Genomic DNA, 20,220 nt, shown 5'->3' with positions numbered 1-20,220 from the left:
GGTTCAGAGTGATTGAGTGCCGTCGTCGGAGGAGGTGCCGCCGGATTGGCCCAGCTGTCCCAGCACAGTGCGCGCGATGCGCGCTATGCTGACCAGCCGCATCGCATGGTCGAACTGCCCGGCAACCTCGTCCGTGACAAAGGGCTTTACCGCGTTGAGCAGGACGCGCTTTTCCGGTTTGACCGCGCCCTGCCCGCTTTGGAGGATGGTGCTGATGACCGGCAGCGCGCGCTCCATCAGCTCCGCGGAGGGGTCGTAATCCTTGCTGGCAGGGGCGCCGGCCGGCTGCTGGGGGCTTCCCAGCATATCGGAAACGGTTTTCATCGCGTTCTGTAGCGCATCAGGATCGTTCAGCAGGGAGGACAGCATATCGTTGTCCATGCGGGTACCTCCTTATTTCTGGAACAGCTTTTTGAGCTGCGCCGCGAGCGTAGTACCCTCATGCGACTGCATGAGCTTTTGCGCGAGCATCGCCGCCTCCCGCATATCGCCGCGCTGCGCGGCCTGCGCGGCGCGCTCCAGATCGGCCGCGTGCTGGGCGGAAATGATCTGCGCGGCCTTCTTTCCGTCCGGCGTGTTCAGCGCCGTGCGGAGCTGATCGACCGCCTGGGGGTTGCCGGCTTGCTCTGCAAGGCGGCGTAAAATTTCATTTTGATCGGGCATAGTTCCCATCCCTTTCCTGGTTTCGTTACTGCCAGTATATGCGGCAAATGGAAAAATGTGATGCAGTGGGTTTACAAGTGGGCCGCGCCGGTGTAAAATACTGCTATATGTGTCGCGGCGAAAGGGGCGAAAACACGTTGAATATATTGGTTTTTGCCGATTCACATGGACGGAATATCGCTATGGCCGCAGCGGTCGAGCGGGAGAAGCCGGACGCGGTCATCCACTTGGGCGACTATGCGGACGACGCGCGGGAGCTGGAGCGGCTTTTCCCGATGCTGCCGGTCTATCGGGTGCGCGGCAATAACGATTATGAGCCGGACGTTGCGCAGTATGCGGTAATCACGCCGGACAACCTGCCAATCTATATCACGCACGGGCATAAGGAGCGGGTATCCATGCTGGCCTGCGGCATCCTGCCGCAGCGGGCACGGGAAGAGGGCTGTTTGGTGGCGCTATACGGTCACACCCACCGCATGCTGCTGGAGCGGATAGACGGTGTGCTGGTCTGCAACCCAGGCAGCATCAGCCTGCCGCGCGGCGGTCCGGCAAGTTATGCGCGCCTGACGATTGAAAATGCACAGCTTCGCGCAGTTACGCTGCTCGATGAGGACGGCGGGCTGATCCGGCGCGATAAATTCAGACAATAAGGGGAAACGGTATGCTTTTGACCATTGACGTAGGCAACACCAATATGGTGTTTGGATTATATGACGGGGACAGGCTGCGGGGTTCGTTCCGCATCTCCACCAACGCGGAGCGGACATCGGACGAGCTTGGCATGCAGATTTCCCAATATTATCATTTTCACGGGCTGGACCGCACCCAGACCGATGCAGTCATCATCGCCTCGGTCGTGCCGCCGGTGATGTATACGCTGATCAACGCCATCCGCAAATATCTGCATGTGCAGCCGGTCATCGCCGGGCGGGATGTGGATATCGGGATTGAGAACCGCTACACCAATCCGCGCGAGGTAGGCGCGGACCGCCTGGTCAATGCGGTGTCCGCGGTCAGGAAGTACGGGAAGCCGCTGATCATCGTGGATATCGGCACCGCGACCACCTTTGACGCGATCGATGGGAACGGCGCATATCAGGGCGGCGCGATTTTCCCCGGCATCAAGGTGGCGATGGAAGCGCTGTTTCTCAAGGCGTCCAAGCTGCCGCGCGTGGATATCGAGCGGCCGGAAAAGGCGATCGGGAAAACCACGGTGCAGTCCATGCAGTCGGGCGCGGTGCGCGGATATGTGGGCGCGCTGGCCGGCATCATTACAGATATCCAAGAGGAGCTGGGCGGTAATGCGCGCGTGGTTGCGACCGGCGGCATGGGCCGCATGATGGCGGAATACTGCGGCCTGATCGACGAGGTGGACCCCAACCTGACGCTGGAGGGGCTGCGCCTGATCTACGAGAACAACAAAGACTGCTTTGCGGGCCGCCAGCTCGACAGCGAGACGTGCCTGCTGGAAGCGGTGGAGGAAGGCGCCTGGAGCGCGGAGAAATGAGTGCGGCGGCGCCTGACGCTGCGGCCGGCGCTGCCTGCGGCAAGACAATAGCATTAAAAAGAGAAGCTGCCCCCTGTGGAGCAGCTTCTTCCTTATTTTGTGACCGGATAAGAGGGGCAGACCGCGCCGAGCGGGCAGCCGGAGCATTTGGGGCTGCGCGCGGTGCAGTGCTCGCGCCCGAACAAAACAAGCCGGTGGCAAAAATCCGAGGATTCCGCAGGGGAGATCAGCTTGCGCAGCGCGTTCTCCACCTTGACGGGGTCCTTTTCGTTTTTGACAAAGCCGAGCCGGTTGGACAAACGGATACAATGCGTATCGGCCACGATAGCGGGCTTGCCGAAGATATCGCCGAGAATCAGGTTGGCGGTCTTGCGCCCCACGCCGGGGAGACGAAGCAAATCTTCCATGTTATCTGGCACTTTGCCGTCATATTCGCTCAGCAACATGATGGCGCAGGCTTTCAGGTCACGCGCCTTGGTGCGGAACAGGCCGCAGGTTTTGATCGCCTCCGCGATCTCCTCCTCCGGCGCTTCGGCGAAGCTCTGCAGGGTGGGGAACTGTCGGAACAGAGTTTCGGTCACGATATTGACGCGGGCGTCCGTACATTGGGCGGACAGGCGTGTGGCGAACAGCAGCTCGTAATCATGGGTATAGTGCAGCGCGCAGACAGCGTCCGGATAAACCTCCTTGAGCAGCTCGGTCACCGCGGCGGCGCGTTCTTTTTTTGTCATGTCTTTCTCTCCTGACGACGTAAGTATTAATATCATAGCATATTTGTACGAAAAAGCAAGAGTTTTGTCGGCATTTTACATTTTTAACATAAAAAAGTGCTAAAACAGGGCAAAATCTATCTGTTTGCCAGTAGCCGTAAGATGAAAAATGTGGTTTAATGGAGATACAGAATTTATAGCACGTTGATGGAGGTTGAAATATGGTTCGCGAGGCAATGGAATTTGTGAAAGCGTATGATCCTGAGCTGGGCAAGATGATGCAGGCGGAATACGACCGTCAGGCACGCAATATCGAGCTGATCGCTTCGGAGAATATTGTCAGTGAGGCTGTTATGGCCGCGATGGGCTCGGTGCTGACCAACAAATATGCGGAGGGCTACCCAGGCAAGCGATATTACGGCGGCTGCGAATGTGTGGACGAGGTTGAAAACCTTGCGATCAAACGTGTTTGTGAAATTTTCGGCGCGAAGTACGCTAACGTGCAGCCCCATTCGGGCGCGCAGGCGAATATGGCGGTTTATCAGGCGCTGTGCCAGCCGGGCGACACCGTGCTGGGCATGAGCTTGGACAACGGCGGCCACCTGACCCATGGCTCGCCGGTGAACCAGTCCGGCCTGCTGTACCATATCGTGCCGTATGGCGTGGATGAAAACGGTTATATCGATTACGATGCGCTGCGCGACCTGGCCAAAAAGGAAAAGCCCAAGATGATTATTGCGGGCGCCTCGGCCTATCCGCGCGCGATCGACTTTGCCAAGTTTGCGGAGATCGCGCATGAAGTAGGCGCATACCTCTTTGTCGATATGGCACACATCGCGGGCCTGGTGGCGGCCGGCCTGCATATGAACCCGCTGCCGTACGCGGACGTGGTCACCACCACGACCCATAAGACGCTGCGCGGGCCGCGCGGCGGCGTCATCCTCTCAAACAATGAGGAGCTGGGCAAGAAATTCAACAAGGCGATTTTCCCAGGTACGCAGGGCGGCCCGCTGGAGCATGTGATCGCAGCCAAGGCGGTTTGCTTCGGCGAAGCGCTCAAGCCGGAATTTAAGGCGTATCAGAAGCGCGTTGTTACCAACGCCAGGGTGCTGGCGGACGCGCTGATGAAGCAGGGCTTTGACTTGGTTTCCGGCGGTACGGACAATCACCTCATGCTGATCGACCTGCGCAAGACCGGCGTGACCGGCAAGGAGCTACAGCACCGTCTGGACGAGGTATATATCACCGCGAACAAGAACGCCATCCCGAACGATCCAGAAAGCCCGTTCGTTACCTCCGGCCAGCGCGTGGGTACGCCGGCGGTCACCTCCCGCGGCTTTGGCGAGCCGGAAATGCTCCACATCGCGGAGTTCATCTGGCAGACTGCCACTGATTTTGAAAATAAGGCGAATGAGATTCGCCGCAACGTATGCGATATTTGCGCCAATTTCCCGATTTATTAATTGCAAAAGCCGTTCCTCTTTTCAGGGAACGGCTTTTCTGCGGCTGCATGGCGGGAATGGTGGGAAAAATGTTGCATGAAATTGCTCGAAGGGACAAATTATTTGTAGAATATTAACAAAAACCTTGCCAGGCGCTGAGATTATTGGTATACTATTGGAAAAGGGTTATAATGAACCGGAAAGGGAAATGAATCATGGCAATGGAACTCAAGCTGACAGGGCTGAAAGGCTTCGTGGGAGAGGAAGAGATTTCGCAGATGACCCCGCTGGTGCAGGCGGCGCAGGATGTGCTGCATGCCGGCTCGGGCGCAGGAAATGATTTTCTGGGCTGGGTTGATCTGCCCGAGGCCTATGATAAAGAGGAATTCGCGCGCATCAAGCAGGCTGCGAAAAAGATCCAGCAGACCTGCGAGGTGCTGGTCGTAATCGGTATCGGCGGCTCTTACCTGGGCGCGCGCGCGGCGATCGAATTTGTGAACGGGCAGATGTACAACGGTGTGCGTCCGGAGGGGATACCGGAGGTATACTTTGTCGGCAATAACATTTCCTCCTCCTACCTGAACGATATTGTCAAAATCATCGGAAACCGCGATTTTGGGATCAACGTGATCTCCAAATCCGGCACGACGACCGAGCCTGCGATCGCGTTCCGTATTTTCAAAAAGCTGATTGAGGAGAAGTACGGCAGGGAAGGCGCGAAGGAGCGCATCTTTGCCACAACGGACAAGGCGCGCGGCGCGCTGAAAAAGCTGGCGGACGACGAAGGGTATGAGACCTTTGTTGTGCCGGACGATGTCGGCGGCCGTTTCTCTGTGCTGACGGCGGTTGGCCTGTTGCCGATGGCCGCCGCGGGCGTGGATATCGACGCGGCGATGGCCGGTGCGGCCGAGGCGCGCCGGAATTTTGCGGATGGCACGGAGCATGCCTGTGCGCAATACGCGGCGCTGCGCAGCATCCTGCATCAGAAAGGCAAAAGCATGGAGATTTTGGTCAACTACGAGCCCGCGCTTGTCATGCTCGGCGAATGGTTCAAGCAGCTGTTCGATGAGTCCGAAGGCAAGGACCACAAGGGCCTGTTCGCAACGTCGGCCAACTTCTCGACCGATCTGCACTCGATCGGCCAGTTCATTCAGGACGGCGCGCGCATGATGTTTGAAACGGTTGTCTGGGTGCGCGAGCCGCGCTCGGAAAGCTATATTGAGGAAACGGCGGAGGATATCGACGGGCTGAATTACTTGGCGGGCAAGAGCGTGCAGTTCGTCAACTCCAAGGCCTATCAGGGTACGCTGATGGCGCATATGGATGGCGGCACGCCGAATATCATCGTTGAGATCGATCGGGCGGACGCATGGCATTTCGGTTATCTGGTCTATTTCTTTGAAAAGGCGTGCGGTATTTCCGGTTACCTGCTTGGCGTCAACCCGTTCAATCAGCCGGGCGTTGAGGCGTATAAGAAAAATATGTTCGCCCTGCTTGGTAAGCCGGGCTTTGAGGAGCGCCGCAAGGAGCTGGAAGCGAGACTGTAACAAACGACAGGAAGGGATGCCGCGGAGATGGCATCCCTTTTTTGTGTGCAACGCATAACAGGGAGGATGCAAATATGAAAAAGATATATCTTGCCGGTTTTGATGTTTTTGCGCCGGATGCAAGACAGCGCGGCGCAAAAATGAAAATGATGTGTGCGGAAAAAGGGCTTCGCAGGGCTGTACCCGTTTGACAACGAGGCGGATAACGCGCAGGATATTTTTGCCGGCAACTGTGGGCTGATCGATCAGGCCGACATCGTGATCGCGAACCTGAACCCGTTCCGTGGTGCCGAGCCGGACAGCGGCACCTGCTTTGAGGTCGGCTACGCCCATGCAAAGGGAAAACAGATTTACGGGTATGTGTCCGATGGGCGCGCGATGCGGGAGAAAATCGGGGAAAAAGATGCGGAGGGCTTTGCGGTGGAAAATTTTGGTCTGCCGCTCAATCTGATGCTGTGCGGCGCGGCCAGGATCGTTGCCGGAAATTTTGCCGCGGCGCTGGCGGTTTGTGTGTCCGATCAGGCATAACGGCGTCGGGATATGACATAATAAGTCCGGTGATGAGAGATGAAGCAGCAAACAGCCGGACTGTTCCTTTTAGGAGCAAGTGGGTATTCCGCGCTCGAAATTCTGTGGCGCGGCTACACGCACTGGACGATGGCGCTCACCGGCGGCGCGGTACTGGTAGGGCTGAACCGGCTGCGTCCACGGGTGCGGGCGGAAAAGCCGCTGGCAAGGTGTCTGTGTGGCGCGGCGTGCATCACGGCGGCGGAATACGTCGTCGGCTGCACGGTCAACCGGAAGTACCGGATGGGCGTATGGGATTATTCGCGCGAACGCGGCAATATCCAAGGGCAGGTATGCCCCAAATACGCGGCGCTCTGGATGCTTTTGGCGGCTCCGTTCATGCTGCCCCAATAAGTGCTTGCAAAGTATGTCCGGATGCCGTATAATGGTGTTGGCAATATGCCGGGAAAGAGGGGCCGATATGCTGATTGCAGTTAATGCAGGGAACAGCCATGTTTTGCTTGGCGGTTATGAGGAAGACGAGCAGCTCTTTGCCGCTTCCATCGCGACCGAGCCCAAGTGGACACGGGATGATTACGCCTGCAAGCTGCAGCAGGTTTTCGGGCTGTACAGCGTACCTGTCGGCCGCATCCGCGGCGCCGTGGTCAGCTCGGTCGTGCCGAGCATGGTCACGGTGCTCGAGGACGCGCTGCGCCTGCTTGGCGTGACCGATGTGATCGAGGTATCGAGCGGCGTCAAAACAGGGCTTAATATCCGGTCGGAGCAGCCGCGCCAGGTTGGATCGGACCGCGTGGCGAGCGCGGTTGCGGCGCGCGCAAAGGGGAAGCTGCCGTGCGTGGTGGTCTGCCTCGGCACGGCGACAACGTTTACCGTGCTGGATCAATCCGGCGCTCTGGTCGGTTCGGCTATTACAGCGGGAGTACGCCTGAGCCTGTCCGCTCTGCGGGAGCAGGCGGCGCAGTTGCCCGCGGTCGCGATCGAGGCGAGGGACGAGGGAATCCTTGCGCGCAACACGGCCGATGCTATGCGCGTAGGCGCGGTATACGGCGCGGCAGCCATGGTGGATGGCATGGTCGGACGCTTTGCCGAAACGCTGGGACAAACGCCCCATGTGGTCGTGACGGGTGATATTGCGCCACTGGTCACGCGGTATATGCGCGTGCCGTTCGAATACGACCAAAGCCTTGTGCTGGATGGCCTGCATCTGATCTGGAAGCGGAACCGGTCCTGACCCGCAGAAGCCGAAATAAGCCCTGTACCCGACGATAAGGGCGGGACGGGAGCAGGAGGAAAATTACATATGAAAAAGAACAAAACAACCAATGTGCGCGTTCTGGCACAGCTTGGCCTGCTGGCGGCGATCGAGATCGTCATGAAGCTGATCGGGTTGGGCAGCGTTCCCGTCGGGCCGCTGTACATGTCGTTCCTGACCGTGCCGATCGCGGTCGGAGCGATGACGATGGGGCCTGTGGCGGGTGCGATCCTCGGCGGCGTGTTCGGGCTGGTGAGCTTTAAGGACGCGCTGACCGGAGGCTCCGCGATGACGAGCGCGCTTTTCCAGGTCAGTCCGGTCAATACGTTTATCCTGTGCGTCGCCATGCGCATCCTGATGGGCTGGTTCGTCGGCCTGCTGTTTAGCCTGCTGCGGCGTGTGGACAAAAAGGGTGGCTGGAGTTATTTTGCGGGCGCGCTGTCCGCGCCGCTGCTCAATACGCTGTTCTTTATGGGGTATATCGTGCTGGTGTTCTATAACTGCGAATATATCCAAAATATTGTGGCGACGAATGGCGCGGCAAATCCGCTGATGTTCGTGGTGGTGCTGGTCGGCATGCAGGGCTTGGTCGAAGCGGTCGTCTGCTGTGCCGCGGGCGGCGTGATTACCCGTGCGGTCGCTTCGTTCCTCGGCCAGCGCGCGCCGGCGCCGGCAAGGAAAACAACGCCGTTTGAGGAGCTTCCCTCCGAAAAAACATAACCGGTTCAGCACCCTGCGCGGGCAGGGCGGGTCTTGACAGAACAGGCCGCAATTAAATAAATGCTGCCAAAAGAGACGGATTTCTCCAAACTGCTTGGAGAAACCGCCTCTTTTTCGTTTTAGAAAACCTTTCCACGGCCAAAGACTTATCGCCTATCCAGAAATCACAAGGGAATAGCAAAGGTTCACAGGCTTTTTTTGCGGCGCGGGTGGCATAGTAAATGGCGGAGGTGAAAAAAGTGCAGCAAAGCAAAGCGAAAAAAATCGCAATATCCTTGCTTTTGACCCTGATGATGCTGGTTACTGCACAGGCGGCGGAAATCACATCGGTAATCCCCATCGGCCACACCGTAGGCATCCAGATGAGCGCGGACGGCGTTCTGGTGGTTCGGCTGAACGATGTGCAGACAGCGGATGGAGCGGTCTGTCCCGCCCGTGACGCGGGCGTGTCGGAGGGCGACATGATCGTCAAAGTAAACGGCGCCGAGGTGGCGTCCAATGACGAAATGCAGAAGCAGATTGCCTTGTCGGCGGGGCAGCCGGTTGAACTGGAAATTTTGCGCAATGGCGAAACGCAAACGGTAACAGCGACTCCGCGCGCGGATACAGATGGTGTATACCGGATTGGCGTACTGGCGCGTGACAGCATGGCCGGTATCGGTACGCTGACCTACGTCGATCCGGAAACCGGCGCTTATGGCTCGCTCGGACACGGTATCTGCGACGGAGAAACAGGCGTGCTGATGCCCTTGAAAGAGGGTAGCGTCCTGTATTCCGTGGTAGGCTCGGTGCAGCGCGGCGAGGTTGGAGAACCGGTGCGCTGCAGGGTGAATTCCAATCGGATGTGCCACTCGGCACGGTAAATGAGAATACGGAAAGTGGCATTTTCGGTACGCTGACCGATAGTTCGCTGTATTCCTCTCTGGAATCCGTACCGGTGGCCGCGGCGGACGAAATAAAGGTGGGTGAGGCGGAAATCCTGGCCAATGTCGAGGGAGACAAGGTACAATCGTATTCTGTTCAGGTTGTCAAAATTTATCCGCAGGACGATGAATATGGGCGCGGGATGATGCTGCGCGTGACCGATCAGGCGCTGCTGGAAAAGACCGGCGGTATCGTACAGGGCATGAGCGGCTCGCCTGTTCTGCAGAATGGGAAGATCATCGGCGCGGTGACGCATGTAATGGTAAACGACCCTACCTGCGGCTATGCGATTGGCATTGAACGGATGCTTGAGGAAATGACGAATTAACGAAGTTTTTGTTCATGTTTCGCTCGATTCGTCGCATTTTGTCGAAAAATGACGAGAAAAAAATCCAGCTTTTCCGACAATAGCCTTGAAAATTATGGAATTATATGGTAAATTAATGACAGCTAAGACAGAGAACAAATAAATTGCTGGAAGGCTGGTATTGACAACATGGAACAAAAAATTCGAGTATTGCTCGCAGACGACGACAGCGAATTCTGCGCACGGATGGCGGCGGCAATCGAAAAATCAAATGATATGGAGCTTGCCGGTATCGCGGAGGACGGCGCGAAAGCGGTTGCGGCAGTAGGAGAGCTTAAGCCTGATCTGCTCATCATCGACCTGGTGCTGCCGGTGATGGATGGGATCATGGTGCTGACCAAGCTGCACGAACGCAGGCAGGAGCAGCCCGCGACCGTTGTCCTTTCAGCTTTCGCCAGCCCACAGGCGGGCGCGGAGTGTACTGTGCTGGGCGTGGATATGTTTCTGCGCAAGCCTATGGAAGCGGAAATGGTTTGCGAAAGGATCCGCATGTGGAAATCCGGAAAGCAGGAGGCCGAAAAAACGGGGGAAGCAATGGCGCTGGAAGTACGCGTAACTGAGGTTATCCATCAGGTCGGCGTGCCGGCGCATATCAAGGGCTACCAATATCTGCGCGAGGCGATCATGATGGCGGTCGAGGACATGGAGGCGGTCAGCGCGATTACCAAGGTGCTGTATCCGTCGATTGCAAAAAAGTTCAAGACCACTTCTTCGCGAGTTGAGCGCGCGATCCGTCATGCGATCGAAGTCGCGTGGGACCGCGGCGATATCGAGACGCTGCAGAGCTATTTCGGCTATACGGTGTCGGGCGTCAAGGGCAAGCCGACAAACTCGGAATTCATCTCGATGATAGCCGATCGTCTGCGGCTGCAGATGCGGTTCGGCGCATAAGGAATATGGGCGCGGGACGGGGCGGAAGCCCCGTCCCTTATTTTGTCTGGAAATACGGCTGGTAATAGGATATAATATATGATAAGAAAAATTTGTTGAATGATGGGGAATACGCGCATGAAAATCATGGTGATCGATGGAAACAGTATACTCAACCGCGCTTTTTATGGTATCCGCCAGCTCTCCAACCATGAAGGGCTGCCGACCAACGCGGTATACGGGTTTTTGGCCACGTTGTTCAAGCTCAGGGAGGATGAAAAGCCTGACCGTACGGTTGTGTGCTTTGACGTGCGGGAAAAAACCTTCCGCCATTTGAAATTTGATTCCTACAAGGCAACCCGCAAGGGGATGCCGGACGAGCTGGCGGCGCAGTTGCCGGTGATGAAAGAAACACTCGATGCGATGGGTGTGGTACGCTGCGAGCTGGCAGGGTATGAGGCGGACGACCTGATCGGCACGATCAGCCGGAAAGCGGATGAAAACGGCGACACCTGCGTGGTCGTGACGGGCGACCGTGACAGCCTGCAGCTCATCGGCGGCGGGACGACTGTGCTTCTGGTTTCCACCAAAATGGGGCAGACGACCTATGAAACCTATGATATGGAAAAGTTCCGTGAAAGATACGGCTTCGATCCGATTCGCCTGATCGACCTGAAGGCGCTGATGGGGGATGCGTCGGATAATATTCCGGGCGTGCCGGGCATCGGGGAAAAGACGGCAATGCAGCTGCTGCATGATTTCGGCTCGCTGGAAGGCGTGTATGCGAACCTGGAGGATGAAAAAATCAAAAAAGGCGCGCGAGCAAAGCTGGAAGCGGGCGCGCAGTCCGCGAAAGACAGCTATTGGCTCGCGACCATTGACCGCAACGCGCCGCTTGCGCTGGATGTTGCAAACCTGCCGGAGGAACATCGGGACGAGGCAGCGCTTTATGAACTGCTGACCCGCCTGGAGTTTAAAAACTTTATCAAAAAGCTTGGGCTGAGCGGCGCGTATACCGCGCCCAGGCTGCCGGAGCTCCGGACGCAGCGCATCCAAAATGCCGCCGAAGCGTTTGGGCTGCTCGACGCGCTGACCGAAGCGGGCCGCGTGTTTGCGGTGATTCCGGAAACGCTGGGTGCGATGTGCCTGCTGGAAGCGGATACGGCGGCGATGCTGTTTGCGGATGACTTTGCGGATGCGGATTGGGATGCGCTGCTGCGCCGTCTGTTCGGCGGCGCGATCGAGCTGGTGCTGCATGATGCGAAACCTGTGGCGGCGGCGCTGCTTGCACGTGGCATCCAGCCGGAGGGGATTGTGTTCGACACCTGCCTCGCCGCGTATCTGCTGGATCCGACGCAGTCTGGATATGACCTGCCGCGCGTGGCGCTGGCATATTGCAGCACTGAACTGCCAGAACTTGACTTGGACGATCCGGCTGCCGTATCGCCGCTCGGCGGGCAGGAACAGACGGAACAGGCGTGCGCGCGCCATGCAGGGGCGGTGCGTGCGATCTATCAGGAAGCAGCATCCAGGGTGGAAGAGCTGGGCATGCGCAAGCTGTACTATGAGATAGAACTGCCGCTGATGCGCATTCTGGCCGAAATGGAAACCGTGGGCTGTGCGGTCGCGCCGGACGAGCTGCGCGCGTTTGGGGAGCGGCTGGACGTCCGTATCCATGAGCTGATCGCGCAGATCTACCGCGACGCAGATGGAGAATTCAATATCAACAGCCCCAAGCAGCTCGGCGAGGTGCTGTTTGAAAAGCTGCACCTGCCCGCGCCGAAAAAAACCAAGACCGGCTATTCGACCAACGTGGACGTGCTGGAGCGCATCGCGGAAGACCATCCGGTCGTTCCCAGGATACTGGAATACCGGCAGCTTACCAAGCTGAAGAGCACCTATGTGGATGGGCTGCTCAAGGTGGTCAGCCAAAAGGACGGGCGTATCCATACGCATTTTCAGCAGACTGTGACCGCGACAGGGCGGCTGTCCTCGACCGACCCGAACCTACAGAACATTCCGGTGCGCACTGAACTGGGGCGTGAGTTGCGGCGTATGTTCGTCGCGCCCGACACGGAGCATGTGCTGATCGACGCGGATTACTCGCAGATCGAACTGCGTGTGCTTGCGCATATCTCGCAGGACGCGCACATGATTGAGGCGTTTCGATCCGGGCAGGATATCCACGCCGCGACCGCGGCCAAGGTATACCATGTGCCGCTGGACGAGGTCACACCGCAGATGCGTTCCTCCTGCAAGGCGGTCAATTTCGGTATTGTGTACGGGATATCGGATTTTTCGCTTGCGCAGGATATTGGCGTGACCCGTAAGGAAGCGGGCGAGTTTATCCGCGCCTATCTGGCGACCTATCCGGGCGTTGCAAAATATATGGAGGATATCAAGGAAAACGCGAGGGAAAAGGGCTATGTGTCCACGCTGTTCGGCCGCCGCCGCGCGCTGCCCGAACTGAAAAGCAAAAATTTCAATATCCGTTCCTTTGGGGAGCGTGTGGCGATGAATACGCCCATCCAGGGGACCGCGGCGGACATCATCAAGATCGCCATGGTGCGGGTACACGACCGCCTGCTGCGCGAGGGCCTGGAGAGCCGGCTCATCCTGCAGGTCCACGACGAATTAATCTTGGAGGCGCCGAAAACCGAACAGGAGACCGCGATGCGCCTGCTCAAGGAAGAAATGGAAGCCGCGTTCGTTATGGATGCGCCCCTGGTGGCAGAGGCCAAGGCGGGGCATAGCTGGTACGACACAAAGTGATTCTACCCGAACCGATCGGTTTGAGAGGAGAGGGCGCACCGCGCGCGGCGCGGGCGGTTTTTGACAGGGGGAATTCCAAAATGGACGACATCATTTTCATCTGCTCGGGCAACACCTGCCGTTCGCCGATGGCTGAGGGGCTGTTCCGTGCGCGCGGCGGGGAGAAGAAGACCGGTCTGACGGCGGCGTCCGCTGGACTGTTCACCCAGAACGGCCTGCCCGCGTCGCCAAACGCGGTCACGGCGGCGCGCGAACTGGGCGCGGACATTGCAGGGCATCGCTCGCGCATGCTCACGCCCGAACTGGTGCGGGAGGCGCGCTTTCTGGTCTGCATGACAGGCGCCCATTACGACCGCCTGTGCGAGCTGTATCCGAACTGTGCGGACAAGATATTCACCCTGCTGCCGGAGGACGTTTCCGATCCGTTTGGCGGCGATCTGGATACCTACCGCCGCGCGGCGGCCGAGATCGACCGGGGGATAAGCGGCATCATCGGGAGGCTTACAGAATGACGGTCGTACCCATGCAGGAGCGTCATCTGGCCGCGCTCGCGGAGATCGAAAAAGTGTGCTTCCACGCGCCGTGGAGCGCGGATATGCTCCGCGAAGAACTGGGGAAAGGTCTGTTCCTGGTTGCGGAGCGGGACGGCGTGGCGGTCGGCTATGTGGGTTGCCAGACCGTGCTGGACGAGGGGTATATCACCAATGTTGCGGTATCACCCGACTGCCGCCGGCAGGGAGTCGGCCGCGCGCTGATCGGGACGCTTGTCTCGCACGCGGGAGCGCAGGGGCTGGCCTTTGTTACGTTGGAGGCGCGCACGTCCAATATGCCCGCGATTGCCCTGTACGAGAATGCGGGCTTCCAAAAGGTGGGCGTGCGAAAGAATTTTTACACCGCGCCCGTTGAGGACGCGCTGCTGATGACATTTTTTCTGAAAGGGTGAGGCTGGATGGAGCTTCGGTTTGTCGATGCGGAAAACACGGATCTGCTGGAACTGGCGGGCAGGCTGGATGAATATTATTTTTCGATCGTGGGCGAGGTGCATCGCCGCTATGCGAAATATAACGACCCGCATCTGTTCGGATGCCGGCTGGTCGTTTATGAGGATGGATGCGCGGCAGGCTGCGGCTGCTGGAAGCGGACGGACGCGCATACCGTGGAACTGAAACGCATTTATGTGCGGCCGGAATACCGTCGGCGGGGGATTGCGGGCGCGGTCATCCGCGCGCTGGAGGGTAACGCGGCGGAGCAGGGCTATACGCGCGCTGTTTTGGAAACCGCGCGGACCACAGGGGATTCGGCGGCGCTTTACCGGAAACTGGGATACCGTACAATGCCCTATTATGGGAGTCCGGCCGGCGCGGAAAACTGCCTTTGCTTTGAAAAGGCGCTGGGGACGGTGGATAAAAAACGGGCGGCGCTTCGCTTTGTCGATGTGAGCAATCCGGATCTGGCAGTGCTGGTTGCGGAGCTGGATGTATATTTCCATGCAGGCTGGGGCTCGGTGGCAGAAAAGTACAAGGCGTATCACGCGCTGGACGGAATGGCTTGCGCGGTGGTGGCTTACATAGGGGAACGGCCGGCAGGCTGCGGCTGCTGGCGCGCGTATGATCCGGTAACAGCGGAGATCAAGCGGATGTATGTCCGGCCGGAATACCGAAGAAGCGGGACGGCGGGCAAAATCGTGGCCGCGCTCGAACGGCACGCCGCAGCGAGCGGGTGCCACCGCGCGGTGCTGGAAACCGGCGCGGATATGCCGGACGCGATCGCGTTTTATCAGAAGCAGGGGTACCGGCTGGTGCCGAATTTCGGCGATTTCGCGGGGGACGAGATCTGCGTATGCATGGAAAAAGAGATATCGGATGGCACGATGCGGTAACCGGAAAGGGGGAGAAAGAGATGATGCTTTTGGCGGCCCTTTTGGCCGGCGCCGTGCTGTGTGCCTGTTCTTTCTGCCATGCGCTGTGCGACGCGCTGCGCGCGGTGCAGTGCGGCGGAGATCCCAAAGGGCATGCGGTGCGCCTGCAGGTGAGCCTGTGCGGTGCATTGCTGCTGCCAACGGCAGCGGTGATCTGGGCGGTATACCGCATGCCGGCCGGCTTGTAGCAGAGTGGCGAGGGACAGGAAATATTTGCTTTTGGATAAAGGAGGCGGGAAAATGATTACGCCGATGAACCGCGAGCAGATTTTATGCACCAATACGCAGGAAGACTTTTTCCAAGCGCAGCAGGCGCTCAGCCGTGATCAGATCGCGTTCCGAACAGAGGTGCGGGACAATGCGCAGCGCATGCTGCAGCGGCAGGATGTGCTGGGGATTCGCGCGCAGTACCCGCGGGAGTATCGGATCTATGTACACAGGCAGGACGCGGAACTGGCGCGTCATATTTTGCAATACGGGAACAACGGGTGAGACAATGAGGATTTTGGCAATTGAGTCCTCCTGCGACGAAACGGCGGCCGCCGTGGTTGAGGATGGACGGAACATACTTTCCAGCGTGGTGGACACACAGATCGAAACGCACGCGCTGTATGGGGGCGTGGTGCCGGAGATCGCGTCGCGTCGGCACATGGAGGCGGTTGTGCGCGTGACGGAAAAGGCGCTGGCCGACGCGGGCATGGACAAGCGCGCGGTGGACGCGGTGGCGGCGACCTGTGCGCCGGGACTGATCGGCGCGCTGCTGGTCGGCGCGAATTTCGGGAAATCGCTGGCGTTTGCGCTGCAAAAGCCCTTTATTCCGGTGCATCACATCCGCGGGCATATCGCGGCGACCTATCTGGCGTATCCCGATCTCAAGCCTCCGTTTTTGACGCTGATTGCGTCCGGCGGACACAGCGAGATCGTGATGGTGCGCGATTATACGGATTTTGAGATCCTCGGCGGCACGCGGGACGACGCGGCGGGCGAGGCGTTCGATAAGGTCGCGCGCGTGCTCGGCGTGGGCTACCCGGGCGGCCCGAAGATCGACAGGCTCGCGCAGGAGGGCGACCCGATGTGCTACAAGCTGCCGGATTCGCACATCAAGGACGCGCCGCTTGACTTCTCTTTTTCCGGCCTCAAGACCGCGGTCATCAATCTGGCGCACAATGCGGAGCAGAAAGGCGAAACGCTGGACAAAAACGGCCTTGCGGCCTCTTTTTGTGCGGCGGTCGTGCATACGCTGGTGCCGCGGCTGGAGATGGCGGCGCAGCGGACGCATGCGCGGCGCGTGGTCTGCGCGGGCGGTGTGGCGGCCAACTCGTTCCTGCGCGCGGCGCTGCAGAAGATGGCGAAGCGCACCCACACCAGGCTCTACCTGCCGCCGCTTTCCCTGTGCGGGGATAACGCGGCCATGATCGGGAGCCAGGCATATTATGAATACCTTGCAGGTAGTGTGGGTCTGACCCTGCAGAATGCTTTCGCAACTGCGGAGATCAGTGCGAATATTTGTGAAAAGCGATAGCGAAAAGGTCTTTTCAAAAGATAAGGAATGTTGTAAAATAGAAGTGGTTTTTGCGTTGCAAAGGCCGCTTCTGTTTTGTTTTTGGGCACGGTATGCCGCGCATGCCGTGGAGAAGGCTGTGGAAGCCGCAACGGACCCGCTTTGCAGCGGCGGGGCGCGGCGGGCGCAAATATCGCCGCGTAGGGACATAAAGGAGTGTAAGAAACACAAATGGGTATGACAATCGCACAGAAAATTCTGAAGGAGCATCTGGTGGACGGAGAAATGGTCCAAGGACAGGAGATCGGTCTCCGGATCGACCAAACGCTTACGCAGGATGCTACCGGCACCATGGCTTATCTCCAGTTTGAGGCAATGGGTGTCGACCAGGTCAGGACCGAGCGGTCGGTCGCGTATATCGACCACAATACCCTGCAGTCCGGCTTCGAAAACGCGGACGACCACAAGTATATCGGCTCGGTGGCCAAAAAGCACGGCATCTACTATTCCAAGGCGGGCAACGGCATCTGCCATCAGGTGCATCTGGAGCGCTTCGGCGCGCCGGGTAAGACCCTGATCGGCTCGGACAGCCACACCCCGACCGGCGGCGGCATCGGCATGTTGGCGTTCGGCGCGGGCGGCCTGGACGTGGCGGTTGCGATGGGCGGCGGCGCGTACTACATCCCCATGCCCAAGATGGTGCGCGTCAACCTGACGGGCAAGCTGTCCCCGTGGGTTTCCGCCAAGGACGTTATCCTGGACGTGCTGCGCCAGATGACCGTCAAGGGCGGCGTGGGCAAGATCGTCGAGTACGCGGGCGAGGGCGTTGCGACGCTGTCCGTGCCTGAGCGCGCGACCATCACCAACATGGGCGCGGAACTGGGCGCGACGACCTCGGTGTTCCCGTCCGACGGGGAAACCAGACGCTTCCTCGAGGCGCAGGACCGCGGTGATGTGTGGGTCGAGTTGTCCTCCGATCCGGACGCGGTGTACGACGAGGAATACACGGTCGACCTGTCCGCGCTTGAGCCGCTGGCCGCGATGCCGCACATGCCGGACAATGTCAGGCCGGTCGCTGAGATCGGCGCGATTAAGGTCAATCAGTGCTGCATCGGCTCCTGCACCAATTCCTCCTATTACGATATGATGAAAGTCGCGTCCATCCTCAAGGGTAAAACCGTGCATCCGGACGTTTCGCTCACCATCAGCCCGGGTTCCAAACAGGTGTTTAACATGCTCGCACAGAACGGTGCGCTGGCGGATATTATCGCGGCGGGCGCGCGCATCCTCGAGTGCGCCTGCGGTCCCTGCATCGGCATGGGACAGTCGCCGGAGTCCGCGGGTGTATCCCTGCGTACCTTCAACCGTAACTTTGAGGGCCGCTCGGGGACGCAGGACGCGCAGATTTATCTGGTATCGCCCGAGGTCGCGGCGGCGAGTGCGCTCGCGGGCGTGCTGACCGACCCGCGCACGCTGGGAGAAATGCCGGCGATTGAAATGCCGGAGCATTTCGTCATCAACGACAACATGATCGTAAGGCCCGCAGAAAATCCGGCCGAGGTCGAGGTTGTACGCGGCCCGAACATCAAGCCGTTCCCGCTGGGCAAGGCGCTGGAAGCGTCCTATACGGGCCGCGTCGTACTCAAGACCGAGGACAACATCACCACCGACCATATCCTGCCGGCGGGCGCGAAGCTGCTGCCCTACCGTTCGAACGTGCCATACTACTCGAATTACTGTTTTATCAATGTCGATCCGGAATTTCCGGCGCGCTGCAAGGAGCAGGGCGGCGGCGTCATCGTCGGCGGCGCCAACTACGGCCAGGGCTCGTCGCGCGAGCACGCGGCGCTCGTCCCGCTGTATCTGGGCGTCAAAGCCGTGCTGTGCAAGTCGTTCGCCCGTATCCACAAGGCCAATCTGGTCAACTCGGGCATCCTGCCGCTGACTTTCGCCGATCCGGCGGACTACGACGCGATCAACCTGCTGGATGAGATCGCGCTGCCGCATGTGCTGGAGGAAATCAAAAACGGCAGTCAGGTTACCGTGGTATGCGGCGGCAGGACCTTCAAGGCGGACTGCGACGTTTCCGACCGTCAGCGCGGCGCGCTGCTCGCGGGCGGCACGCTCAACTATGCCAAGGAACAGGCGGCGCAATAAGGAAAAGAGGAGAGGGGCGCTTTCCCAGCCTCCTCTTTCTTGACAGGATGCAGAAAATTTGTTAAAATAATATCAATGGTATGAGGAGGACACCGTTATGTCGATCGACCAGTCCATTCTGGATAAATTTGAAGCAGTGGTAGAAAGCCAGCTTGCGCGCATCGCGGATATGAAAGCACAGGATGACTTTATTGACTATACAAAGCTTGACAAGCTCATCATCGGCGTGTGCGGCGGCGACGGTATCGGCCCGATGATCACCGGCATGGCGCAGCACGCGCTCGAGGCCCTGCTGGCCGACAAGGTCAAGGCGGGGAAAGTGGAGTTCCGTGTGATAGACGGGCTGACCATCGAGCGTCGCGCTGAGCTGGGCTGCGCCATCCCGCCCGATGTGATGGAGGAGCTCAAACAGTGCCATGTAATTCTCAAGGGGCCGACCACGACCCCGCGCAAGGGCGATCCGTGGCCGAATGTGGAATCCGCGAATGTGGCGATGCGCAAAGCGCTCGACCTGTTCGCCAACGTGCGTCCAGTCAAGGTGCCTGAGCTGGGGATCGACTGGACGTTCTATCGCGAAAACACCGAGGGCGGCTATGCGGTCGGCTCGCAGGGCGTGCAGATTGCGGACGATCTGTTCATCGACTTTACAGTGGCGACCTCGCAGGGCTGCGAGCGCATCGCGCGCCTGGCGTTTGATTACGCGCGCAAGACCGGCAAGAACCGCGTCTCCTGCGTGACCAAGGCCAATATCATCAAGACCACGGACGGCAAATTCCTCGACACCTGCCAGCGGGTCGCAAAGGAGTATCCGGAGGTCGAGTTCGACGACTGGTACATCGATATCATGACCGCGAAGCTTCTGGACGAAAAACGCCGCCGCGATTTCAAGGTGGTCGTGCTGCCCAACCTGTATGGCGATATCATCACCGACGAGGCGGCCGAGATTCAGGGCGGCGTAGGCACCGCGGGTTCGGCCAATATCGGCAAGCGCTACGCGATGTTCGAGGCCATCCACGGTTCCGCGCCGCGCATGGTGCAGGAGGGGCGCGCTCAGTACGCGGACCCGTCCTCCGTGCTGCGCGCCTCCGTGATGCTGCTCGAGCACATCGGTGAGATCGAACTGGCGAATAAGCTCGACCGTGCGCTCGATATCTGCATGTTTGAAGAGAAAAAGGTAGTGGTCAATGGGCGTGATACTGGTGCGACCGCGCAGGAATTCACGGATTATGTACTGGAAACGATTGCGAAGCTGTAATTTTGTGATGGGAAAGAGAGGATGAAAACCTGTGGAGCGCAAACAAGAGGTCTCCAAGGCGGTGGTGCAGCGTCTGCCGCGCTACTA

General features: G+C 59.0%; 22 protein-coding genes and 1 pseudogene (1 of these 23 only partly in view). 20 read left to right on the top strand and 3 right to left on the bottom strand.

The window, feature by feature from the left end; translation table 11 throughout:
• Nucleotides 1-3 precede the first annotated feature (3 nt).
• Both RX717_RS09580 and RX717_RS09575 read right to left on the bottom strand, forming a co-directional pair.
• Nucleotides 4-381 carry a hypothetical protein gene (locus RX717_RS09580; RefSeq protein ID WP_054327346.1) on the bottom strand — a complete coding sequence of 126 codons (378 nt, stop codon included), beginning with the start codon at nt 379-381 and terminating at the stop codon, nt 4-6.
• Between the two features lie 12 nt (nt 382-393).
• Nucleotides 394-663 carry a hypothetical protein gene (locus RX717_RS09575; protein WP_054327347.1) on the bottom strand — a complete coding sequence of 90 codons (270 nt, stop codon included), beginning with the start codon at nt 661-663 and terminating at the stop codon, nt 394-396.
• 137 nt (nt 664-800) lie between these two features.
• Here RX717_RS09575 and RX717_RS09570 point away from each other — a divergent pair, with 137 nt between their 5' ends.
• Both RX717_RS09570 and RX717_RS09565 read left to right on the top strand, forming a co-directional pair.
• Nucleotides 801-1,313, top strand: coding sequence for a metallophosphoesterase (locus tag RX717_RS09570; protein WP_159068209.1), 513 nt, complete (start codon nt 801-803; stop codon nt 1,311-1,313).
• A gap of 11 nt (nt 1,314-1,324) precedes the next feature.
• Nucleotides 1,325-2,170 carry a type III pantothenate kinase gene (locus RX717_RS09565; protein ID WP_054327349.1) on the top strand — a complete coding sequence of 282 codons (846 nt, stop codon included), beginning with the start codon at nt 1,325-1,327 and terminating at the stop codon, nt 2,168-2,170.
• A gap of 92 nt (nt 2,171-2,262) precedes the next feature.
• Here the strand turns inward: RX717_RS09565 and nth are convergent, their stop codons facing one another.
• Entirely contained in the window at nt 2,263-2,901 is a 639-nt protein-coding gene (gene nth / locus RX717_RS09560; protein ID WP_107632021.1) for an endonuclease III, read from the bottom strand.
• A 200-nt stretch (nt 2,902-3,101) separates the two neighbouring features.
• Here nth and glyA point away from each other — a divergent pair, with 200 nt between their 5' ends.
• The 18 genes and pseudogenes from glyA to RX717_RS09465 all read left to right on the top strand — a co-directional run.
• Nucleotides 3,102-4,343, top strand: coding sequence for a serine hydroxymethyltransferase (glyA, locus tag RX717_RS09555; protein ID WP_054327351.1), 1,242 nt, complete (start codon nt 3,102-3,104; stop codon nt 4,341-4,343).
• Nucleotides 4,344-4,537: 194 nt separating this feature from the next.
• Nucleotides 4,538-5,869, top strand: a complete 1,332-nt coding sequence (locus tag RX717_RS09550) for a glucose-6-phosphate isomerase (protein WP_054327352.1) — start codon at nt 4,538-4,540, stop codon at nt 5,867-5,869.
• Nucleotides 5,870-6,022: 153 nt separating this feature from the next.
• Nucleotides 6,023-6,397 carry a nucleoside 2-deoxyribosyltransferase gene (locus RX717_RS09545; protein WP_316960264.1) on the top strand — a complete coding sequence of 125 codons (375 nt, stop codon included), beginning with the start codon at nt 6,023-6,025 and terminating at the stop codon, nt 6,395-6,397.
• Nucleotides 6,398-6,436: 39 nt separating this feature from the next.
• Nucleotides 6,437-6,790, top strand: a complete 354-nt coding sequence (locus RX717_RS09540; protein WP_054327354.1) for a putative ABC transporter permease — start codon at nt 6,437-6,439, stop codon at nt 6,788-6,790.
• Between the two features lie 67 nt (nt 6,791-6,857).
• The gene (locus tag RX717_RS09535; protein ID WP_054327355.1) at nt 6,858-7,628 is read left to right on the top strand and encodes a type III pantothenate kinase; all 771 of its coding nucleotides are present in this window, start codon (nt 6,858-6,860) and stop codon (nt 7,626-7,628) included.
• A gap of 69 nt (nt 7,629-7,697) precedes the next feature.
• On the top strand, nt 7,698-8,369 hold the full coding sequence (locus tag RX717_RS09530) for an ECF transporter S component (protein WP_082397126.1): 672 nt from the start codon (nt 7,698-7,700) through the stop codon (nt 8,367-8,369).
• A 221-nt stretch (nt 8,370-8,590) separates the two neighbouring features.
• Nucleotides 8,591-9,621 (top strand): annotated as a pseudogene (spoIVB, locus tag RX717_RS16025) (SpoIVB peptidase).
• Nucleotides 9,622-9,789: 168 nt separating this feature from the next.
• Nucleotides 9,790-10,551: a sporulation transcription factor Spo0A gene (spo0A, locus tag RX717_RS09515; RefSeq protein ID WP_316960261.1), complete on the top strand. Its 762-nt coding sequence runs from the start codon at nt 9,790-9,792 to the stop codon at nt 10,549-10,551.
• 117 nt (nt 10,552-10,668) lie between these two features.
• Complete coding sequence (gene polA, locus RX717_RS09510) at nt 10,669-13,302, top strand: DNA polymerase I (RefSeq protein ID WP_107632197.1); 2,634 nt, start codon at nt 10,669-10,671, stop codon at nt 13,300-13,302.
• Nucleotides 13,303-13,382: 80 nt separating this feature from the next.
• Nucleotides 13,383-13,814 (top strand): low molecular weight protein arginine phosphatase, encoded by a 432-nt coding sequence (locus RX717_RS09505; protein ID WP_054327359.1) that lies wholly within the window; start codon nt 13,383-13,385, stop codon nt 13,812-13,814.
• A complete protein-coding gene (gene rimI / locus RX717_RS09500; RefSeq protein ID WP_054327360.1) occupies nt 13,811-14,245 on the top strand; it encodes a ribosomal protein S18-alanine N-acetyltransferase in 435 nt (144 codons plus the stop codon). The genes RX717_RS09505 and rimI overlap by 4 nt, the downstream gene beginning before the upstream one ends.
• Before the next feature lie 6 nt (nt 14,246-14,251).
• Nucleotides 14,252-15,181, top strand: coding sequence for a GNAT family N-acetyltransferase (locus RX717_RS09495; protein WP_107632033.1), 930 nt, complete (start codon nt 14,252-14,254; stop codon nt 15,179-15,181).
• Between the two features lie 20 nt (nt 15,182-15,201).
• Complete coding sequence (locus RX717_RS09490) at nt 15,202-15,408, top strand: hypothetical protein (RefSeq protein WP_054327361.1); 207 nt, start codon at nt 15,202-15,204, stop codon at nt 15,406-15,408.
• A 52-nt stretch (nt 15,409-15,460) separates the two neighbouring features.
• On the top strand, nt 15,461-15,712 hold the full coding sequence (locus RX717_RS09485) for a hypothetical protein (RefSeq protein ID WP_107632034.1): 252 nt from the start codon (nt 15,461-15,463) through the stop codon (nt 15,710-15,712).
• Between the two features lie 4 nt (nt 15,713-15,716).
• Nucleotides 15,717-16,742: a tRNA (adenosine(37)-N6)-threonylcarbamoyltransferase complex transferase subunit TsaD gene (gene tsaD / locus RX717_RS09480; RefSeq protein ID WP_107632035.1), complete on the top strand. Its 1,026-nt coding sequence runs from the start codon at nt 15,717-15,719 to the stop codon at nt 16,740-16,742.
• A gap of 210 nt (nt 16,743-16,952) precedes the next feature.
• Nucleotides 16,953-18,878, top strand: coding sequence for an aconitate hydratase (locus RX717_RS09475; RefSeq protein ID WP_107632036.1), 1,926 nt, complete (start codon nt 16,953-16,955; stop codon nt 18,876-18,878).
• 97 nt (nt 18,879-18,975) lie between these two features.
• A complete protein-coding gene (locus RX717_RS09470; RefSeq protein WP_107632037.1) occupies nt 18,976-20,133 on the top strand; it encodes an isocitrate/isopropylmalate family dehydrogenase in 1,158 nt (385 codons plus the stop codon).
• Between the two features lie 31 nt (nt 20,134-20,164).
• A protein-coding gene (locus RX717_RS09465) for a redox-sensing transcriptional repressor Rex (protein WP_107632038.1) crosses the window boundary here: on the top strand, nt 20,165-20,220 show its 5' end (the start). It continues 583 nt past the right edge of the window; only the first 56 of its 639 coding nucleotides appear in the window; its start codon is at nt 20,165-20,167; its stop codon lies off the right edge, out of view.

This window comes from Intestinibacillus sp. NTUH-41-i26, assembly GCF_032769475.1.
In the GTDB taxonomy this organism is placed as follows: domain Bacteria; phylum Bacillota; class Clostridia; order Oscillospirales; family Butyricicoccaceae; genus Agathobaculum; species Agathobaculum ammoniilyticum.
The sequence above is the reverse complement of the archived record's forward strand: the minus strand, read 5'-3'. Positions and strand labels throughout refer to the sequence as shown.

Excerpts from the sequence above, each read along its gene's own strand:
- RX717_RS09580 (WP_054327346.1), bottom strand. The coding sequence starts at position 381 with ATGGACAACGATATGCTGTCCTCCCTGCTGAACGATCCTGATGCGCTA.
- RX717_RS09575 (WP_054327347.1), bottom strand. The coding sequence starts at position 663 with ATGCCCGATCAAAATGAAATTTTACGCCGCCTTGCAGAGCAAGCCGGC.
- RX717_RS09565 (WP_054327349.1), top strand. The coding sequence starts at position 1,325 with ATGCTTTTGACCATTGACGTAGGCAACACCAATATGGTGTTTGGATTA.
- nth (WP_107632021.1), bottom strand. The coding sequence starts at position 2,901 with ATGACAAAAAAAGAACGCGCCGCCGCGGTGACCGAGCTGCTCAAGGAG.
- glyA (WP_054327351.1), top strand. The coding sequence starts at position 3,102 with ATGGTTCGCGAGGCAATGGAATTTGTGAAAGCGTATGATCCTGAGCTG.
- RX717_RS09550 (WP_054327352.1), top strand. The coding sequence starts at position 4,538 with ATGGCAATGGAACTCAAGCTGACAGGGCTGAAAGGCTTCGTGGGAGAG.
- RX717_RS09540 (WP_054327354.1), top strand. The coding sequence starts at position 6,437 with ATGAAGCAGCAAACAGCCGGACTGTTCCTTTTAGGAGCAAGTGGGTAT.
- RX717_RS09535 (WP_054327355.1), top strand. The coding sequence starts at position 6,858 with ATGCTGATTGCAGTTAATGCAGGGAACAGCCATGTTTTGCTTGGCGGT.
- RX717_RS09530 (WP_082397126.1), top strand. The coding sequence starts at position 7,698 with ATGAAAAAGAACAAAACAACCAATGTGCGCGTTCTGGCACAGCTTGGC.
- spo0A (WP_316960261.1), top strand. The coding sequence starts at position 9,790 with ATGGAACAAAAAATTCGAGTATTGCTCGCAGACGACGACAGCGAATTC.
- polA (WP_107632197.1), top strand. The coding sequence starts at position 10,669 with ATGAAAATCATGGTGATCGATGGAAACAGTATACTCAACCGCGCTTTT.
- RX717_RS09505 (WP_054327359.1), top strand. The coding sequence starts at position 13,383 with ATGGACGACATCATTTTCATCTGCTCGGGCAACACCTGCCGTTCGCCG.
- rimI (WP_054327360.1), top strand. The coding sequence starts at position 13,811 with ATGACGGTCGTACCCATGCAGGAGCGTCATCTGGCCGCGCTCGCGGAG.
- RX717_RS09495 (WP_107632033.1), top strand. The coding sequence starts at position 14,252 with ATGGAGCTTCGGTTTGTCGATGCGGAAAACACGGATCTGCTGGAACTG.
- RX717_RS09490 (WP_054327361.1), top strand. The coding sequence starts at position 15,202 with ATGATGCTTTTGGCGGCCCTTTTGGCCGGCGCCGTGCTGTGTGCCTGT.
- RX717_RS09485 (WP_107632034.1), top strand. The coding sequence starts at position 15,461 with ATGATTACGCCGATGAACCGCGAGCAGATTTTATGCACCAATACGCAG.
- tsaD (WP_107632035.1), top strand. The coding sequence starts at position 15,717 with ATGAGGATTTTGGCAATTGAGTCCTCCTGCGACGAAACGGCGGCCGCC.
- RX717_RS09475 (WP_107632036.1), top strand. The coding sequence starts at position 16,953 with ATGGGTATGACAATCGCACAGAAAATTCTGAAGGAGCATCTGGTGGAC.
- RX717_RS09470 (WP_107632037.1), top strand. The coding sequence starts at position 18,976 with ATGTCGATCGACCAGTCCATTCTGGATAAATTTGAAGCAGTGGTAGAA.